Origin of the sequence: Massilia sp. W12, assembly GCF_037300705.1 — a bacterium.
Lineage (GTDB): Bacteria > Pseudomonadota > Gammaproteobacteria > Burkholderiales > Burkholderiaceae_D > JACPVY01.
The window spans coordinates 854,364-873,541 of sequence record NZ_CP147776.1 but is presented as its reverse complement, the minus strand read 5'-3'; the positions used below and the strand labels follow the sequence as shown (position 1 = coordinate 873,541).

Annotated in this window: 7 protein-coding genes; all 7 read right to left on the bottom strand. The window is 59.2% G+C overall.

What is annotated here, in order from left to right:
• Nucleotides 1-344: 344 nt before the first annotated feature.
• Nucleotides 345-605 carry a PAAR domain-containing protein gene (locus tag V8J88_RS03490; protein WP_338847806.1) on the bottom strand — a complete coding sequence of 87 codons (261 nt, stop codon included), beginning with the start codon at nucleotides 603-605 and terminating at the stop codon, nucleotides 345-347.
• Nucleotides 605-1,999: a DUF2875 family protein gene (locus tag V8J88_RS03485; protein ID WP_338847805.1), complete on the bottom strand. Its 1,395-nt coding sequence runs from the start codon at nucleotides 1,997-1,999 to the stop codon at nucleotides 605-607. The genes V8J88_RS03490 and V8J88_RS03485 overlap by 1 nt, the downstream gene beginning before the upstream one ends.
• A gap of 101 nt (nucleotides 2,000-2,100) precedes the next feature.
• On the bottom strand, nucleotides 2,101-4,194 hold the full coding sequence (locus V8J88_RS03480; RefSeq protein ID WP_338847803.1) for a DUF3274 domain-containing protein: 2,094 nt from the start codon (nucleotides 4,192-4,194) through the stop codon (nucleotides 2,101-2,103).
• The gene (gene tssI / locus V8J88_RS03475; RefSeq protein ID WP_338847801.1) at nucleotides 4,191-6,740 is read right to left on the bottom strand and encodes a type VI secretion system tip protein TssI/VgrG; all 2,550 of its coding nucleotides are present in this window, start codon (nucleotides 6,738-6,740) and stop codon (nucleotides 4,191-4,193) included. The genes V8J88_RS03480 and tssI overlap by 4 nt, the downstream gene beginning before the upstream one ends.
• Before the next feature lie 185 nt (nucleotides 6,741-6,925).
• Nucleotides 6,926-8,887, bottom strand: a complete 1,962-nt coding sequence (locus tag V8J88_RS03470; protein ID WP_338847800.1) for a U32 family peptidase — start codon at nucleotides 8,885-8,887, stop codon at nucleotides 6,926-6,928.
• 377 nt (nucleotides 8,888-9,264) lie between these two features.
• Nucleotides 9,265-10,653, bottom strand: a complete 1,389-nt coding sequence (locus V8J88_RS03465; RefSeq protein ID WP_338847799.1) for a hypothetical protein — start codon at nucleotides 10,651-10,653, stop codon at nucleotides 9,265-9,267.
• Between the two features lie 92 nt (nucleotides 10,654-10,745).
• The gene (locus V8J88_RS03460; protein WP_338847797.1) at nucleotides 10,746-19,148 is read right to left on the bottom strand and encodes an RHS repeat-associated core domain-containing protein; all 8,403 of its coding nucleotides are present in this window, start codon (nucleotides 19,146-19,148) and stop codon (nucleotides 10,746-10,748) included.
• Between the last annotated feature and the right edge of the window lie 30 nt (nucleotides 19,149-19,178).

Below are 19,178 nucleotides of genomic sequence, written 5' to 3'. Positions count from 1 at the left end.
TGGCTGCTGTCTGCAATTCTGTCTGCAAGCTTTTTATGCATGCATAACATATTATTGAAATCTTATTTAAGTGATATTTCCAGGCTGGCTGCGTGTGCCGGGACAAAGCCTGAACATGCTTACGCGTTTTGCACCAATGGTCAAGTCTTGTGCGCATAAGTGAGACGATGCACTGAATGTGCTGCCAAATCGGGGGACAATGCCTGTGGTGTTTGCGTCTTGGATCGGATGCTGCGCAACAGGCAAGCATGTATGCAAATGAAGCCGCTGCTTACCCTTTTTCGGCACCTGCCATGGCAAGCGGGCTGTTTTTCAGTCAGACTGCGAGACAAGCATGGCGCCCTTCAACCGCAATCCTCCATTTGCGCCAAGCTGGCCAAGAGGCGGGCGCCGCAGCTGGTTTGATGGCCATGCAAGGCCACCGGTTTGCCCTGCGCCGACCAATGCGCGCTGCCGCTGACGATGACGCCCGGCCCATGCAGCGGACAGGTGCAGGCGTCGCCCAGCAGGGCTAAGGGTCGGCCATGGAAATCGCTATGACTGGAGGCGGAAACCACTTTGCCGCCATGTGAGGTGGTGTCGCCCAAGCGGATAGGCTGCGCCATTATGGCCTCGCCAAAAAACCCGGCGGCAAGGTGGCGTCGGGGTCCCAATCTGGCGGCAGCGCGCTCAGCACACCGGGCGGAATCGTGGCCTCAGGATCAAGGCTTGTCAGTGGCGGCAGCTTCGCGCCGGCAGGCTTGGGTTCAGCCTCAAGGGGGGGAATGTGTTGCACCGGTTTGGCGAAGCTACCATCCAAGGGCGCCAGATCAAAATCGATAGGGTCACCCAGGCGATGCTTGCGCTTGTCGCCGGATGGGCTGATGAAGACCAGGCTGGCCTCATCTTTTTGCCGCAGATGCGCGCTGATACTGGCTTCCTGCTTGCGCCACGCCCACACCGCCGCCAGCGCCCATTGCACAAAAGGACTGGCGGCGCCGGTGTCGCCCAAACGGCGGCTGATGGAAAAACCGCGCTGCGCGTCAAATACATCAAAATCCGGCATCAGTTGTTGCATGCTCATGCTCAAGGGAACAATGCGCGCATTATCTTCGCCCGTGTCATACAACAGACGCGCCGGCTGTCCCTGTTTCAGCAGCTGCGCCAGCGCTTGTTGCATCGCTGCATGTTGTTCACGCTGACTCATGCGCTGGCTGGCCTGGGCGGCGTCAAACACGGCCTGACCATTCTTATCTTTCTGATAGCTGATGCGCTGTGGACGGTGCAGCCAGGCGATGGTGGGCAGAGAATCGACTTGTGCAATCTGCTCTGCCGTCCAAGGCTTGGGCAGATAGGTCGAGGGCGCAAACGCGGCGGGCTTGCCCGCTTGCGGACGCATGGCGTCGATCCGCTCGCGGCGCGCCAATAACAGGGCAATATAGGTTTCGGTGAGCATACCGCGCAGGCGGGGGCCGCGTTCCCAGAATTTTTCACGGGACATGTCTGCGGTTAAACTGCGCGTCGGTTCACCATCCATTGCATACAGCAGCATGGCAGGCAGTTGCGGATGTTGCTCCATGAAACGGAAAGCATGTTCCAAAACTTCTTCGGGATTGTCTTTGAAATAAGCGCCTAAGCTGGCGATTTTGTGGTGGTGCATGCCTGCCGGCGGTCTGTGTCTATTTATGAAATCATAAAAAAACCCATATGATCCGTGCTCCGGGAAGTAGTTTGAGGGCTTGTTTTCTTTTTTGATATCAGGCCAAATACTGAGCGAAGGTATGTGCCATTTTTCAATAAAGGGATTCACTCCCCACTCCAAAGCATCTGCCGCTCTTTTTTCCGAGACAGGATCGTTATCCACATCATTCTGCATTTTCCCGATGATGTCAGCAAACACAAACTGATCGCCTTGCGCCAACATACTGCGCCACACCATGCTCTGGCGCAGATTGCCGACGGACATGCCCACGCCCAGTATTTCAAGCTTGGATAATGCTTGCGTCTGGCTTGTTCCCATGCTTTGTTCCTTGCTAAAAATTTTCGAGTGTTGGTTATACAGCAGCGTTTGAGCGGAACACACAGGCCCAAGCAATAAAGCACACATCAAGAAGACGGTTTTCATTCTGCACTCTTCTCCATTCCGCGGTCGCGGTCTTCCAGGGTTTGACTCCAAATCGCTGAGGGTTTGGGCATCAGAAACTTACCATCTTGCGCAATGTCGGCGGGCACTTTGCCAGTCCGAAAATACAATCCAGCCGCATCAATCAAGGCTTGCGCGCCAGGCGCCGTCAACCTTGCCAGTTGCTGTTTCAATATCTGCATGGTTTTTGAATCTTTTTCAGAAACTAAGCTCCAATCCACCCGCCAATCCGCCACCGCCCGCAAAAACACCAAAAACTCCCTATCCTGTTTCGCCAACGGCAATTCTTTTCCCAGCGACACATCATACGCCGTCACCCTTTCCGCATGCAGCGGGTTGGCCGGGATGGAGGAGTGGTGGCTGTTATCTTCTGTCTGATTTTGCCAGCGCTGCCTGGCTTCATCCGGGGTCTCGCTGGTGTAAGTGACATGTAACTGGCCTTGATGCTCACTGCCGAAGCCATGTTGCACATGGGTGATGCGCAAGCGTTGCTCAGGCAGGCTGCTGCTGCGTTGACCCGGCAGATCTTGTTCCAATTCCTGCAATTCTTGTTTGCTCAATGGCAAACGCCGAAAACGCCCCGGCCCCCGTTTGTCGTCCAAATAGCATTGTGCAGTGCGCATCCCGCCTTTGGCGGCAATCGCGATTGCGCCATCAATCGGACCATTCATCAATTTTCCCTCTGCCACTTCGCCATATTGCAAATAGCATTCAAAGGGCGGGCTTAATGCTTCGCCATTGATCTGCCGCTGCGCGCCACTGTCCACCCCGGCGCTGGCCACCCCGCCCAAATAGCTGCGCAGCCGCACGGTTTCCGGCGCGCGCCCGACTTGATACGGCTTATCCTGATCCACTTGATTGATAAACAAACGCTGGCGAAAGGTGGCGCTGTCTAATTCACTCAAGGCAGGATGGCGCAGCACTCGCCCTTGCGCATCCGGGGTTTTGTCGCACAGATCCGGCACGCCATCCCAACCAATCCCTTGCACATTGCGCAAAGAAACGGTGCCGTCTGCCGGGGTGAAATATAAATACACCTTGCCCCGATTGTCCCGCTCTTGAAAGGTGTATTCCTGATCCAGCCAGTATTTAGCCCCGGCCCCGGCCTGCCAATGCGGGCCGTATGCGCCGTTTTCCTGTTGGCAACGCTGTCCCACTTCCGCCAGCGCTGGCGCAGTTTTGCGGCAAGCTCCGATGTAATTCACAATCGCGCTCAAGGTTTTGATACGCGACAGCGTGGTTTGCTGACGCCGGTGCAAGACGCCATCCGCCGCTTCCAACCCCGGTTCGCGCAGCGAATAAGGCGGGTTTTGCAAAATCACCGTATCAGCGGCCAGCCCTTCGCCTTCATCTTTTAACAAGGCATGCGCTAACAAGCTGATCATGCCACCCTGGCTGTGGCACAGCAGATTGATGGCGCATGCCTGGTAAGCCGGATGTTTGCGGATCAGCTTGATTAACAGCGCCAGGCGCTTCGCCGCCAACAACATGTAATAACGCGGTTCCGCTTTCCGCAAATCATGCGTCGGCGCGCTGCCCACTTTTCCCAGCCATTCCATATTCGCCACTTTGCCGGTAAAACCATGGCCCCAGAATGCATTCAAATTATTGGTCGCATTCGCAAACGGGCCTCCGCCCTTGGCCCCGTTTTTATCAATTCTTGTGCCATGCCGGTCAGTCCACTGGTCGTGGTACGCATCTTTGATAATGTGCTCTTCTTCTTCGCGCATGCCCCAATAAAATGGGATCACCGGGCTGTGGCTTTGTGCGGCATCGGGGCGGAAATACACCGCATCCGGATTGGGCAGCAAGGGCGCGGGCTTGGGTGGCGGATTGTAATTGATCGGGCATAAATCGCCTTCTTGCGGCTTCTGATGCCCCCGGTTCAAGCGCCGGTTCAAGCCAGTGCATAAACCCTGATCCTGCGCCGCATAAGCTTCGCCAACATCATTCACGCCGTGCACCAGAATCACCAGATTGGGTAAAGGCAAGGGCTGGCGCACCACGCCTGGCAAGCCGCCTGCCATACTCACGCCCTGCCCCTGTGCTGTACTGTGCGGCAATGCTGTCATGTTTTTTTCCCCAAGAATTGAATCGTCGCCACTTGCATGCTGTCCTTGAGTGCTTTTTCGGTTTGCCCCAATGCATCTGTCACACCCTTGATAATCTGACCGTCGGCCATCTGCATGATGTATTCGGCATTCGCCAATACCGTATCGGTATTGCCAGCTTTGAGCACAAAGCGCTTTTCAGTCTCACCTTGACCGAATTGCGGCAATTCAGCCTCCATCTTGGCCGCCCCCTGGTAATCAATATGCGCCGCCTTCATACTGATCGTGCCGCCTGTGCCAAGCTCAATGCCGTCCGGCTTGATCAAGAGATAACTGCCGCCGCAGATCAGTTTGATTTGTTGCTGCGCCAGCACTGTCACTGCGCTTGCACTGGAGCTGATTTGCACCAATTTTTCGGCGGCGATCAAAACATCATTGTGTTGCGCCTGAATGATGTGTTTGCCCTGATGCGCAATGGATTTCACATCGCCGCTCTGCGCAAACAGGGTCAGATGGCGGCCTGCGCGCTGGTGAATATCCTGTCCCGCCGTGCTTTGCAAATGCTGCTCCGCGACGCAATCCAGATGTTTTCCGGTAGCCAGCAAACCGGATTCCGGGGTCGCCAGGGCAAAGCCGGCGAGCGCTGACAAGGCGGCCAACGGTGTCTGACCGCCCTCTCCCCTGGCTTGCAAATTGCTGCCGTGATGCCAGTTTTGCAGCGCTTTGCTGAGTCTTTCCTGTGGCTCTAAATCGCCGCCGCCTGCTTGATGCATGGCGGCGTTTTGCGCTTGCGCGCGCGCCTGCTGCAAAGCTTGCTGTGTCACATCCAGCAAAGTCGTGCGCGCCAATTGCGGCCCGTTTTCTGCGCTTTGCGCCTCCGTACTCAAGAGCAAACCCTGGGCTGCCCGCACCGCCCCGGTGTGGTCGCTGCGCAATTCAAAGCCCTCACCGCGCGGCGCGGCTTTGGACTGGCTGCGCGGTTGCGCCAGCCATCCCAGGTTTAATTGGCTTTTCCCGTGTGAGCTTGCAAACTGCGCCCGCACTTGACCCGTCGTATCATCAAACAGCCACTGGTTATAGGCCGCGCCTCCCAACTCCCGGCTCTTGACCCCGGCCAGCGCAACATCGCCTGGCAAAGCGCTGGCATTCGCAAACCGCTCGCTGTGCTGTGCGCCGTTATGCACCCGTCCGGTGATAATCGGTCGATCCGGATTGCCGTCGATAAAGCTAACGATCACCTCCTGTCCCTTGCGAGGCAACATCAATTCGCCATACGCCTGCCCGGCCCAGCTGGAGGACACCCGTACCCAGCAGGAATCGCGCCCGTCTTCCTGCGCCAAGCGATCCCAGTGAAATTTAATCCGCACCTGGCCATATTGATTCGTCCAGATTTCATGCTCGCCCGGGGTGCTGACAATCGCTGTCTGCACCCCGGCAATACATGGCCATGGGGTGCGCCGCGCCGGGCGCAATTGGCAATCCATGGGCAAGGCATGCAGACTGATGCGCCATTCCGGTGCTGCGCTTGCATGTTTGCTGTGACCGGGATTTTCACAAAAACGCATCTGGCTGGCGTACACAATCATGCGCCGGTTGTATTCGGCTTGCGGGTGACCGCTCAAGGCAAAATGCGCGCCGCTGGCGCCAAACGCGGCAGCCCGCACATCGCTCTCAAAAACAATCACTTGATGCAAGCTTTGCTGTTCCTCCTGCCGGTGGCGCGCGCGCTGTGCGCCATCGCTCATCGCTTGGAAGCGGCCTGGCCACTGAAACACCTCGCTCTCTGCATTCACATGCTGCTTCGGATGGGCGTATTTATTCCATTTCGTCTGTCGCGGTTTTTTGAAATCAAAGTCGCCTGTGACATGCCGCCCGCTGCGCAGCCGCAGCCTTTGGCGCGCTGCGCGCAAGGCTTCGCGCGCATGCACGCGCTGGCTGGCGCTGCTCAGGTAGGGTAAGCTGTCATGTCCGGCAATACTGCGCGAAGGCGCCAGGAAATCGTGACATACCATGGTATGCCGCTCTGCTTCGTGCTCGAAGTAATACGATAAGCCTTCGTCTTCCAGCAGGCGGGAAATAAAAGCAAAGTCGCTTTCATTGTATTGCACGCAAAATTCGCGCTTGTGCAGCGGGAGGCTGAGCTGCCAGCGCAGCGGCCAGGGATAGGCTTGCATCACCTGATTGATGATCTCGCGCGTATCCATTTCCTGAAAACAGCGACAATCGGCGTTCTGCGCCGCCAGCCACAACCATGGCGCCAGTTCAAGTTCATATAAAAAAACATCGCGTTCCTGACCGCAGCAACTGAAGGCCTTGACCACAGCATCCAGCTCACAGGGTTTGCCATCCTGGTCTTGCAACTGCAGGTGCACGCGCTGGCCCAGCACATCCGACGCACACAAATCGGCCCGCATACTGTGCGCCAGAACGCGGTAGGCAAACAAGCTGCTGATCGCCTCGCGCCCGCTGACTTCGCGCAAAGTCAAGGCTGGCTCACCAAAACGATCGGGCGGCAACGGCGTGTGCATGCTGGACAGACGGGCGCCTGTCGATGCTTTATTACTCATGGGGAATTTTTAAAAGATGTGAAAAAGATAATTTTATCACTTCGCTTTTCCTGATAACAGCAGCAGATCAAGACTTTCTAAGCACATACAGTTTGACATCTCCTGCCACTGTGCAGCAACACAGCTTGCGCGAAAAAAACAGCAATCGCCCGCGCGCTTGCCGTTTTCAGCTTACTAAAGCGATATCAAGCCTTGGGCCGGCTCTTATAAAACTTGAGCGGGCTGTAAGGCACTGACGAAGGCGGGGCCGATTGCAGGATGTTTTTCTTGATCTTGCCCATCACATGCATTTCGCAAGGCTTGCATTCAAATTTCAGGGTCAGTTTTTCATTGCCATTCACCAGCGTCAGCGGCTCGGCTTTTACCTGTCCCTGCACCCCGATCACGCCCTTGGCCTGCTTCGGACACAGATTGAATGCAAAGCGCAGGCAATGCTTGGTGATCATCAGTGAAACTTCGCCTTCCTCCTCATGCGCTTCATAGGCGGCGGCAATCACTTGCACCCCGTGCCGCTCATAAAATTTGCGCGCCAGGCTGTTATACACATTCGCCAGATAACTCAAGCTGGTTTCCGGGTAAGGCATGACTTCCTGCTCATACGCGCGCAGCGGGCGCACATAGGCGGCCATGCGGGCGGCGTCGTGCGCTTCAATCGCGGCGCGGCGCAAGGCGTTGACTTGCGCCGCCGGGACAAACCAGGCGCCGGACAAAGCCAGCTCGACGGCATCGGCGCGGTAATGCGTATTGCCCAGTTTGGCGATGCTGTCGCTCAAGGATTTGCGCGCTTTTTCGGCCTGCTCGGCGGCTTGCAAATCGAGCGTCATGCGGGTTTGCGACAAAATGCCGTCTTCATCTTGCAATTCCAACAGCAGCGCGGATTCTTGCGGCAGATCGCGCAAGCGCATGCGCAAACCCATACGCCGCTCAGCCGATTTTTTGGTCAAGGCCTGGTCAAACCGGTGGTCGCGGTTGCGGTTGACAGCGATGCCGCTCTTCAAGCCGGGCAAATCGCTCATGCGCTCATTCGGCCACACTTGCCACAGGCCGGGGCGCAGCTGCTGCACCTTGTTCAACGCCAGCCCGACCACTTCGCGCTTGTGCATATAGTTCAAGCCATCGCCATTGGCCAGGGTTTCATCGGTTTCGATTTCCAGACTGTCGGCGCCGACTTTGCCGGCATAGCCCAGATGCAGGCCGACGAATTTGGGCGAATCAAAAGCGCCGATATCAATTTTGCGCCCGGTGGCGAAGTAATCGGTGTGGCCGCGATGAAAGGTCTTATCGACATTCGGCGTGAAGGCGATTTCGCTGCGCCCGCTGGAGGCGCGCCGCCACTGCCCGCGCCGCTCCAGAATTTCATCCAGCAGCAGGCGGTAGTGGGCGGTGATGTTTTTGACATAGGCCATATCTTTATAGCGGCCTTCGATCTTCAAAGACTGTACGCCGGCGTCGAGCAGCGCTTCCAGATTCGCGCTTTGATCATTGTCTTTCATCGACAGCAGATGCTTTTCATACGCCAGCACGCGGCCATCGGCATCGCTCAAGGTGTAAGGCAGGCGGCAAGCTTGCGAACAATCGCCCCGGTTCGCGCTGCGCCCGGTTTGCGCATGCGAGATATAACACTGGCCGGAAAACGCCACGCACAAAGCGCCATGCACAAAGTATTCGAGCGGAACCTTGACTTCAGATTTGATCGCAGCGATTTGCGGCAAGGTCAGTTCGCGCGCCAAGACCAGCTGGGAAAAACCGGCGGAGGCCAGAAAGCGCGCCTTGTCCGCGCCCCGGATATCGCACTGGGTGCTGGCGTGCAACTGAATCGGCGGCAGGTCTAATTCCAGCATCGCCATATCCTGCACGATCAGGGCGTCCACCCCGGCGTCGTACAGCTCGCGCACCAGCTTTTGCGCCGGCGCCAATTCGGCTTCGTGCAGAATGGTGTTGAGGGTGACAAAGATTTTGGCGTGAAAGCGGTGCGCAAATTCGACCAGTCCGGCGATTTCCTGCACGCTGTTGGAAGCATTATGGCGCGCGCCGAAGGACGGCCCGCCGATATACACCGCATCCGCGCCATGCAAAATCGCTTCCCGGCCGATTTCTGCAGTGCGGGCGGGGGCTAATAATTCAATTTGATCGGGGGCAAGGCTCATGCGCGGCTTTCATCATCATTTCACGGGTGCGAAATTATAACGAAATCAAGGGTTTATGTCAGGAGGGGGTGAAACAAAACGGCGTCTGGCGCACAAGCAGGCCAGCATGCGTTTTACCGTTCATACTGAGCCTGTCGAAGCATTTTTCCTGATCCCGCCAAACCCGACGACCATCTCAGGGCGATCTGCCTGCGAAAATAGCGCTGGCGCTCTGGTTGCAGAGATCCGCGATACCGTTCGCGCAGCGCTTGGCAGCCCCCTGTTTTCATCTGCCAGCTTGCCCAAGAACCGTCTCAGGCCGAACAGCCGGCAAAAAACGCCGGCGCGCTTGCCGCATCCGCGCGCGCCGCCGGCGCTACACTGTTCTGCTCTCCTCCTCAACTCTCAATATACCGCTGCGGCAGCGGCGGCGCGTCTGGCGGGATTTGCACCAGGCTGGTGTTCAGCCAGCCTTGCGGCTTGCCGTTCTTGCTGGCGTAGGCCCCGACGTAGGGCATCATGCAGGTGATTTGATACACCTGCGGAACCCAGCCTTGCGGCGCTAAAAATACTGTGGTGGCGCGTTTTTCGCTATATGGAATCGCGCCGAAAGTCGAGACGTTCCACAGGGTTTGTTTGTAGTTGTCGTAATCGGCGTTGTGGCGGCTGGTTCCGGCTTGCCAGCCTTCCAGCTGGATAAAGGTGTTGTACTGGCCGGCTTTCAGGCTGCTGTCGTTGACGGTGCGGGCGTTTAAGAAAGCCAGGATCAGTGAGCAATCGGGCGGCGCGAAGTCGTCTTGGATGCTCAAATAATAAGTCCCGGTGGTGTTGGTGATGCCGGCGTAATGCGAGTTGCCCGGATCATGGCGGCTGCTCAGGCCGCTGTTGTTGAAGAACACATCAAACGATTGCACCCCAACGCCCGGCGGTAAATCGGCGTTGGCGCTGATCGCCACCATGTGCGCCCCCGCCGCTAACAGACTGAGGAATATATTCACGGTATCGCTGTCCCAGTTCGCCCCGTTTTTGAATTGATAGGACTGATAGCCGTTCAGCATAAACACTGAGGGACTGGTTCCGGCCACATAGCTGATTTGCGGTATCCACAAGGTCAGCGGGCCATTGCTGGCGGCGCTATTGATGTAATTCGCCAATACGCTGAGTAATTTGGCGTCCGCGCTGGTGACTGCCGGATTGGCCGGATTGCCCTGATTCACCCATTGCTGCACCCAGCTGGCGACAAAGCCGGCCATCTGTCCGCCGGTGAAATCCGCCGGCAACACATAGCCATTCGGGGACGGATTGTTGTATGCGGTTTTGACTACATTCACGCTGCGCGTATTCTCGCCAAACAGGCTGTTGACAAAATCCTGGCAATTATTGCGCGGCGGATTTTGCAACAGACCGAGCGGCACGACCCAGGCCATATTATTGGCGTTGATGGCGCGGTATAAATTCAAATACGCCACCGAGTCATGTCCGGGAAAAGTGGGGGCGTTGGCGCCGCTGATGTAGCCGGCCATGCAGTCCACCGAGACCGTGGTGCTGCCGCTGCCAGATGGATGATTATAAGAAATCGCATAGCTCAAGCCGGCGTCGGCCATGCGAAACGCGCCAACACAGCCGCCATTTTTATTGGTGGCGCTGGCGGTAAGCGAAGCGCCATATGCGGCTTGCGGCGGACTGGCTTGCATAGGCGGGCCTTGGCTCGCGTCGGCGCTGACAAACTCCAGGTTGACGCCCTCCACCCAGTTTGCGATATGTATCGTCATGCTGCGTTCTGACATGCTGTGCTCCTTGTTTTCTGTGCGGCGCAGCCTGGCCCGCAAGCCAGGCCGCGCCGGGTTGCCGGCTTACGCGGTTTCAGTGCGCACCGCCATCAAGATGAAGATTTACTGCCTTCATACACGCCCCACACGGTGTAGCCGCTGACCAGGAAAAAGCCGCCGGCGATGTAGGCTGCAATCGCCGCCTGCGAGGTGGCTGCGCTCTTTGCGCTTTCAATCGCGCTGTCGAGCGAGGTCGAGACCCGCACCAGGGCGCGGTCGGATGCGCTGACCGCCACGCTTTCGGGTTTGATCTGTCCCAAACCACTCTTGGCGCCGCTCAATGCGCCCATCCCGAAGCCTTGCGCCGAACTCAGCAAGAGTTGCCCGGCGGTGACTTTTTGCCCGGTGATGGCGTCGCTCAAGAGGGTCGCCAGATCCGACCCTATCATGCTGGCGGTGGCTTGGGTCAGAGCGCGGAAGGCGACTGTGGCGGTAATGCTCATGCCCTGCGTCAAGCCGACTGTGGCCGGCATTGAGGCCAGGCCGCCAACGCCGCCCGAGACTGCGCCGCTCAGCGCGCCCACCCCCATCGCGGTAAAGAAGCCTTTGGCGGTGAAGTCGCGACCGTGCTGGATGTCGTAACTCAAGCCGCCGGTGCCAGCCCCGGTGATTGCGCTGCTCAGTGCGCTCCAGCCGATTGAGGCCAGGTTTTGCCCGACCACTTGCGCAGTGGTCAGCGGCGCCGCCGCTTCACCGGCGGCGGCAGCGCCGGCGGCGACTTCACCCGCCCCTGCCGCCACGCCGTCCACCGCCAATTCCGCCGCACCAGCCGCGCCGGCGGCGCCAGCAGCAGCGCCCTCGCCTGCCACCGCCGCGCCGACCACGGCTGCTTCGCCGCCCACTTCGGCCCCGACCAAGGCGGCTTCCGCCGCGCCGGCCACTGGCGCCGCCGCGCCGCCGGTGGCGATGCCAAGCGCGATCCCGGCAATCGCCACCGCCACCATCGCGATGCCGATGCCAACCTGCGCCCATACCGAGATATTGCCGCTCGGATCGACCATATTCATCGGATTATTGCTGGCGAACACATAGGGGCTGGCGAATTGGCGCACCGGATCGGGCGCGGTGAAGCGCAGCAAGGCCGGGTCATACAGTCTGGCCCCGAAGTCATACAAGCCCAAGGCCGGATCCCAGCTCTTGCCGGCATATTTGAACTGCCAGCTTTGCGCTTCCGGCCCGTCTTGCGCCAGCAAACCGCCAAACGGCAGATAGTTGAAGCTGGCCACCACTTGCCCGGCGCTGTCAGCCACCGCCCAGACGGTTTGTTGATGGTCGGCAATCGGATAGCGCAAGGCGCCATCGTGCACCGCAGCCAGACCGGTCGGCCCCCAGATGCAAAGCTGGGCGCGGCCATCGCGCCAGATCATCAGCGGAGTATTGCCGGCGCCGACAAAGCGCAATTCCTGGCTGCTGCCCTGTTGCCGCACGATGCGCTGATTATTCATGCCGCGCGCATAACGCACCTGGCTGGCCCCGTTCACCACGCAAGAGACAATGCCAAGCCCGGCATCGTATTCCATTTGCAGTCCGCGCCATGCGCTGGGGCGGCCATCGGCGCGATAGCTGAAACTGGCCTGGCTGCCATCCGGCAAGGTGGCGCTGGCCAGTTGGTCAGTGCCCGGCTTCATTTGCGCGCTTAAGCTTTGCCCGTCCTGGCTGGCGCTGTAAATATTGCCGTTTGCATCGTATTGGCTGACACTCTGGTTGCCCGGCTGGCTGTCCGAAGCGGTGGCGCGGCTAAAGCGTTGCTGCCCGTCATATTGATATTGCACGGTGCAATCTTTGGCGGCGCCGTTAAAGCCGACCGTGGTTTGGCGCGACTGGATCTGGCTGTCCGGGTTGTAGCTGAAGTCATGCGCAAGCAGCAGATTGCCTTGCACGCTGACGCTGTGTTGCAGGATATTGCCGGGCGAATCGTAATTCCACACTTCGGCCAGCGCGCCGCGTGTGGCGCTTTGCAATTGGCCGTCGGCGTTCCAGACATAGCTGGCGATGGCTTGCGCCTGACCGGGAATGCCGATGCCGGTGATTTGCCCCTGATCGTTATAGCTGTAGGTGATGCTGGGCAGCGGGCTGCCTTCGGGCAAATCAATCCGCACAATTTCGTTCAGATTGTTGTAGTAGTAGCGCGCCGTGGCTTGCAGGCTGGCGCTGCCGCTCACCGTCATGCTGGCCTGGGTGACACGTCCCAGCACGTCATATTGCCAACTCTCTTCGACCGTGATGGGGCCGCTGGCGCCTGCGCTGGCCGGGGCCTGGTTATAGGTGGTGCAGCGGATCAGGCGGTCGAGATTATTGGGCTGGCTGCCATCGCCATTGTAGGCATAGCGGCGCGAGATCACGGCGCCATCTGCGGCTGTCGGGTAGTCCGGATTGTCGGCCTGCTCTTGCAGCGCAGCGGCATTCCAGGCGGCTTGCACAATCCCCTCTTCCACGATACGTCCCAGAGCGTCATAGCTGGAGTAGAGGAAGTATTGTTCGCCGGCTTGCAGCGGCACTTGCACAAAACGTTGCTGCCCTTTGCCATTGAACAGATATTGCGTAGCCCCGGTGTCGGGGTCGCTGTAGTGGCTGGCCTGTCCCAATGGGTTTTGCAAGGTGGTGCGGACAAACGCCGCCGGGTTTTGTTGCGGCCCGTTGCCGTAGGCGTTGGGCAAATGCATTGTGCCAAGCGTGCCGGCGCTGCCGCTCTGTGCGCTGTAGCTGGGCGCGGCGATGCTCTGACCGACATTTTGCCCGGCCTGGTCAAATTGCATATTCGCCACCGCGCGCTGGTCTTTATCCACCAATTGCCGCGCCTGGTAGCCGCTCGGGGTGGTGGTGTTGGTGGCATAGTATTGGCCAGCCGGCAGCGGGTCGGCGGAAGTGCTCATGCCATAGTTGGTGCGGGTGGTTTGGCGCTGCGCCGGGGTGGTGCTGTTGACATCGTGAATCGACAGCTGCAAGCCGGGTTTGCCGCTTTCCACAATCCGGTTTTGCGCCGAAGCCTCATAGCGCAAGCCGCTGTAGGGATAGCCCTGGTCATTCGGGCGCACAATCGGGCCATCGCGCTGGCCGGCGTAATAATCGGCCACATCGCCTCGCATCGCCCAGGTGTTCGCTTGCGCGGCCAGGAACGCGCCGACATCGACAAAACCGGGGCGGTATTGCAAGGCCGGGGCGGCGGCGCCGCTGCCAAAATCGCCCGGTGCGCAACGGGTGGCGGCGATCTGCCGGTCCAGTGCGTCGTAAATAATCGCCATGACGCGGCTGTCTTGTCCCCATTGTTGCTGCACCTGACGTTGCCGACCTGCGCCGTCGGTGTAGGACAAGCCCAATCTTGGCATATCGCCTTGAATCAGATTTTGGATTTGCAGCGCATTCGGCCCGCTGTTAAAGGCAAAGCCTTGCGCCGGCGTGGCGCTGCTGGCGTGGCTGAACAGCAATTGGCCATCGGCAAAGAACAGCGCTTGCGCATTGCCCAGCACCAGCAGCCATTGTTGCGCCATTGCCGGCGCTTGCGCCAAGGGGTTTTGCACGCTTTGTCCGGCGGCGCGCCAGGCCCAGCCCTGGCCGGGCGTCCAGGAGATTTCCTGATTCCCGCCAAAGCTGATCGAGACAGCGCCGGAGAGTGCGCCCTGCGGCGTGAATTCAATCAAGTACGCCGCCACGCTATCGGTTTCGCCACGCCAGCTCAGGCTGTCCGGCGTGCTGCTGTTTTTATGCAGTATGCCGTTTTGCGTGCTCCACAATGCCGGCTGGCCGGGTTGCCAGCGTTGCGCCCAGGCCCCGCCGTCACGGAAGGTTTCGGCGCTGCCGCCTTCGGCAAAGTGCAGGGTCAATTCTGCATTCGGGCTGGCGTCGTCAAACACGCTTTGCGGATTACCCTGGCGCGACAAGAAGCGCACATCCAATTCCTGCAGGCGGTTGTCGGCCCCGACCGCACCCAAGGGGCGGTTGAAATTGTCGTACAGGGTGAAGTTGGTATTGCCGCCGGCGCTCATGCTGGCGCGCAGCAGGCGGGTGTCGTGATACCAGCTTTGCGCGGTGACATCCGTGCCAAAGGGGACAAACAATACGCTGTCCAGCAAGACCGTGGCGTTACCGCTGTTTTGCATACTCAGCGTGGCGCTGGCGGCCCCCGCCGGCACGCCGAACACGGCTGTCATATATTGCCATTCGCCCTGCGTGTCGGCCCAGGGCAGGTTTGTCACCTGGCCGGCGATGTTGACGCTGATCGCGCTGCTGCCGCTGTCAAAGCCGGCCGGGGTTTGATAGCGCACCCCGAGCAGATAGCTGCTGCGCCCGGCCCCCGGCGTGACGCTGGTGGAGAGTTGCGCGCCCTTGGGCAAATTCAAGCTTTGTTCGCCAAACCAGGCTTGTTCGGTGTTCACGCTCACGCCGCTGCTGCGCCAGCTGCTTTGGTCCTGATAGCTTTGGAAACTGTTGAAGGCGCATTCGGCCAGGGTGGCGTTTTTGAACGTCGCCAGCGGGAAGCCCAGGGTTTGCGCAAAAATCGTGCTGCACACAGTGCCGGCCCCGTCTTGCTGTTGCAGCACGGCCCCATTCGGCGCGCGCAGCAGATTGCGGGTGGTGACTTGCCAGTTTTCCGGATTGGCCCCGGCTTGATAGGTGGCGAAGGGGAAGCTGGCGCTGCCGCCAGTCCAGCCAAAGTCAGCCTCTTCCGCCGGCGTCAGCACATCGCTGCCCCACACAGTGGCGGTGGGAGCCAGGGCGGTGACGCTGGATGAGGTGATCACGCCGGCATTGCTGACGCTGAGTTGCACGCTGCTGGCGACATCGTTCAACACACGGCTGACCGGATTGACTTCGCATGCATACACATTGCTTTGCACATCCTGCTCAGTCTGGCCGCCGCCATTGACGGTGGTTTGCGACACGCTGGCGGGCTGGCCGGTGTAGGTGTACTGCAGATTGCCGGGCGTGTAGGAAGTGATTTGGCTGCTCAGCACGCCATCGCTTTGATTGTCCTGGCGCAGCTTCAAGACATACGCGCCATACAATTGCTGCGGCGTCAGCGCGCCATTATTGGGATCGGCGGCGCGCTTGACAAAGCCTTGCCAGAAACTGGTGCTGGAAGCGATTTGCACGCCATTGCGGTCATAACACTGCACCGATTGCAGCAGCCCATCCAGCATGTCGTAGTAATCGGCCAAATCGGTGTCGGCCCCGTTCAAATAGGTGCTGACGACCGAACCATTCACCGGATTTTCCGGGCTGCCGCCGGCATACACCGTGCTCTTGTAATACTTCACCACTTCGCCGCTGGCGTCGCAGGCGGCATTGCTCTGGTCTTGCACATAGCTGGAGCTGAACGCTTCCGACAAGCCGTCGTCAATGCTGATCGCAGCCACCGGCCAATCGCTGATCGGGCCGGCAATCGCATACGCGGCGTAGCGGTGCAAATACACGCGGGTGGCGCCATCCAGATTATTCACGCTGTCCGGATAAGTGTAGAAGGCCGCCGGGCCGCCGGGATACAAACCGGAGGCGCCGCGATCATTCTCTTGCGAAGTCCACATTTTCTGCCCCGGCAGCAGGGAGGCCGGGCCATACACCGCGCCATTGCGCAACAGCAGTGCGGAACTGGCGCTGGCGCTGCCCGCCGGGCCTTGCGTGTCGTACACGGCGCAGGCGATGAAGCCCGGCCCCTGATTGATCACCGAGGCGGAATTGAGCTGATAGCGATTGCTTGTGCCGGCGGCCTGGTTGATCAGGGTTTGCATATCGGCGATGCTCTGGCCAATCGCGTTTTGCCAGTTGCTGGCCACGCCACGGAAATACAGTTGCGTGCCGATGCTCAGATAATCCGGGTTGCCGGCGGCGACCCAGTTCGCGCTGCTCTGATTCACGCTGGGCACGCTCAAGCCATTGATCGCCGTCGGCTGCGTGTCCCACACGCCGGAGGCGTTATTTGCGTCATAGCCGAGCAGCTTGCCGCTGACGGTATTGCCGTTTACCAGAATCAGGGTGGCGAAGTCCGGCCCGTAGGCATAGCGCTGCTGGCCATACACGCTGCCGCTGTTGGGTTTGAGATTGCTGTTGACCAGCCATTGATGGCCATCAAAGCGCATCAAATTGCCGGCCACCGCCACCAGACCATTGGTGACCACGCTGGGACTCCAGCTGGTCGGGTAGGATTTATCAAATTTATCGGTAAAGCTGAATTTGACCGCCGGCGTGAAACTGAAATCGCCTTTGATTTGCAGCAGGAACACATCATAGCTTTGCTGCGCAATCGAAGCGCCGCCAGAAATAAAGTGCGACACCGCCACCGTGGACAGATTCGCCGCCAGCGCCAGGCTGGTCAGATTACTGACGGAAAAACCGAGTTGTTGCACGCCGCCGCTTTGCCAGCTTCCGGTCGGCGGCAAATGCTGCAAGCTGAGTTTGGCTGCGGTGTCGATGCTGACGTAATAATCATTGCTGGCGGCAAACCAGGCGTAAGTCGGCGTCGCCTGCGTGCTGTGATTCCAGCTTTGGCTTGGCCAGTCCCAGGTGAAGACATCATATGCGCCCTTGTTTTGCGAGCTGTTCATCTGCGTCGCCAGCACATAGCGCCGCCCGGCATAGGTCGAGACTTTGCCATTCGCCTTACTCCAGCTCCAGGTCGGGCTGTTGCAGCCGCCCGAGCCGCCGCCGGCGATTTGCGCCGCCACCCATTGCGCGCGGCGCGCCGGATCTTTGCGGAACAGGTGCAGATTGGTGTTTTGACTGGTGTCATACACCACGCCGACAAAATCAGCCCCGGTCAGCACATTCAAAGAACTGGAGTCCGTGCCGCCATTGCCTTGCAAAATCAGAGGCGAATCAGTGGCCGGTTGCCACATATTCCACGCCCCGTTCCAGGTGAAAATCTGCAGCGACAACATCTGGCTGCCGGTGTTATTCCAGGTCAGCACGGCATAGTCCGGGCCGAACCAGACGCGCGCAATCGACTGCTGCGGCAAGGGGGCCGGGGCCTGGCTGGGCAATTCGCGCTGGCAGATATCCAGTACAGCGCTGCGGTAGGCGTAGCTGGTCACGCCGCCGGTGGGATAGGTGATGCTGTTGAGGGCGCCCAGATTGGTGTTTTGCTGCTTATCCAGATAATAGTGATAGCGGAAACCCGGCAGGCTGTAGCCGGCAGGATTATGCAGCGCAAAGCCGCTCAGGTAGCGCTTGGCGGTGTCGCCGGAATCGCCGGCCACATTCGCCACCGCGCTGGCGCTGGCGCTGCCGGCGCCGGGGCTGGGATCATAATCAAAATTCAAGCCAAACAAGGTCGCGCCATCGGTATGGCTGACCAGAATGCTTTGCAAATATTGGGTTTCGTAGCGGTCTTGGAAGCCATTCGGCGTGGTGTCGGGCACGGCTTTGTGCGGATCGCTGTATTCGCGCGGGCTGGACGGGCTGGCGTTGCTCCACAGCTTGTCGGCATACATAAAGCTGGCGCGCCGGCCAAATACGTCTGTCACGCTGGTCAGATAACAGGCTTTGGTATAGGGCTTGCCGCCGGCCCCCACCAATTGCTCCGCGCCATGCGTGAGCAAACCATTGGCGTCGCGCGCGAATTCGTTATACCCATAGGAAACCGATTCGCCAAAGCGGCTGAAGGTGCGGCGCAAACGCCAGGCGCGCGCCACCTGACGCTGGCCGGCGCTTTGCGCGCTGTCGCCATCCCATAAGGCGACGCCGTTGGCGTCACACCATTGCACCGCCCATTCGATGCTGTTGCCGGCGCTGCTGCGGTATTGCTGCGCGGTATAGCCCAGGCCGCCGCCAAACGACATGCGCTGCCCGGTTTCATTGATCACCAGCCAGCGCTCATATTGGCTGTAATACAGCACTTTCCAGAATTTGTAATTCACCAATTGAAACGAGACCCCGCCGTCATAGGCATTCAAGGCGCCGTTTTGCTGTTTCAATTGAAATAATTGCTCCTGCCCGTCATCCTGCACCAGCCAGCTCCCGGCGCCGCCCTGCAGCACGCTGTTGGGCGAAAGCGGCAAGCCGCGTTTCACGAATTCACTGCGCACCGCCGGCGGAATCTGCGCCCCGTTTTGCAGAGAAGACGCGAGCGCCTGATCCATGGCGAATAAAAACGGGGTGTCCGGCTCTTGCGCCAATTGGCTGCTGACGCCGGCCAGGCTGATCGAATATATGCCGGCCCCGGGCAAGGGCGAACCTTGATCATCATAGGAAATCAGCGACAAGGGCAATTCCCAGCCCAAGCCCAGCACGCCGGTCGGGCGTTCGCGATTCCAGGTCATGGCGTCCAGATTGATATTGCTTTGGTATTGAATCGAGACATCAATTTGCAAGCCGTCGTTATCATTGCGTCCCGGCATGGAAAACAGGCTTTGGGTCAAATTCACATCGCCGCGAAACAGATTCACGCTGCTTTTCAGCACGCCAACCGTGCTGGCGTCCATCTGGAAGGTACGAATGCTGGGTAGTGAGGTATCGCTCATGACATGCTGCTCCTGAAAATGAAATGAGGC

Excerpts from the sequence above, each read along its gene's own strand:
- V8J88_RS03490 (WP_338847806.1), bottom strand. The coding sequence starts at position 605 with ATGGCGCAGCCTATCCGCTTGGGCGACACCACCTCACATGGCGGCAAA.
- V8J88_RS03485 (WP_338847805.1), bottom strand. The coding sequence starts at position 1,999 with ATGGGAACAAGCCAGACGCAAGCATTATCCAAGCTTGAAATACTGGGC.
- V8J88_RS03480 (WP_338847803.1), bottom strand. The coding sequence starts at position 4,194 with ATGACAGCATTGCCGCACAGTACAGCACAGGGGCAGGGCGTGAGTATG.
- tssI (WP_338847801.1), bottom strand. The coding sequence starts at position 6,740 with ATGAGTAATAAAGCATCGACAGGCGCCCGTCTGTCCAGCATGCACACG.
- V8J88_RS03470 (WP_338847800.1), bottom strand. The coding sequence starts at position 8,887 with ATGAGCCTTGCCCCCGATCAAATTGAATTATTAGCCCCCGCCCGCACT.
- V8J88_RS03465 (WP_338847799.1), bottom strand. The coding sequence starts at position 10,653 with ATGTCAGAACGCAGCATGACGATACATATCGCAAACTGGGTGGAGGGC.
- V8J88_RS03460 (WP_338847797.1), bottom strand. The coding sequence starts at position 19,148 with ATGAGCGATACCTCACTACCCAGCATTCGTACCTTCCAGATGGACGCC.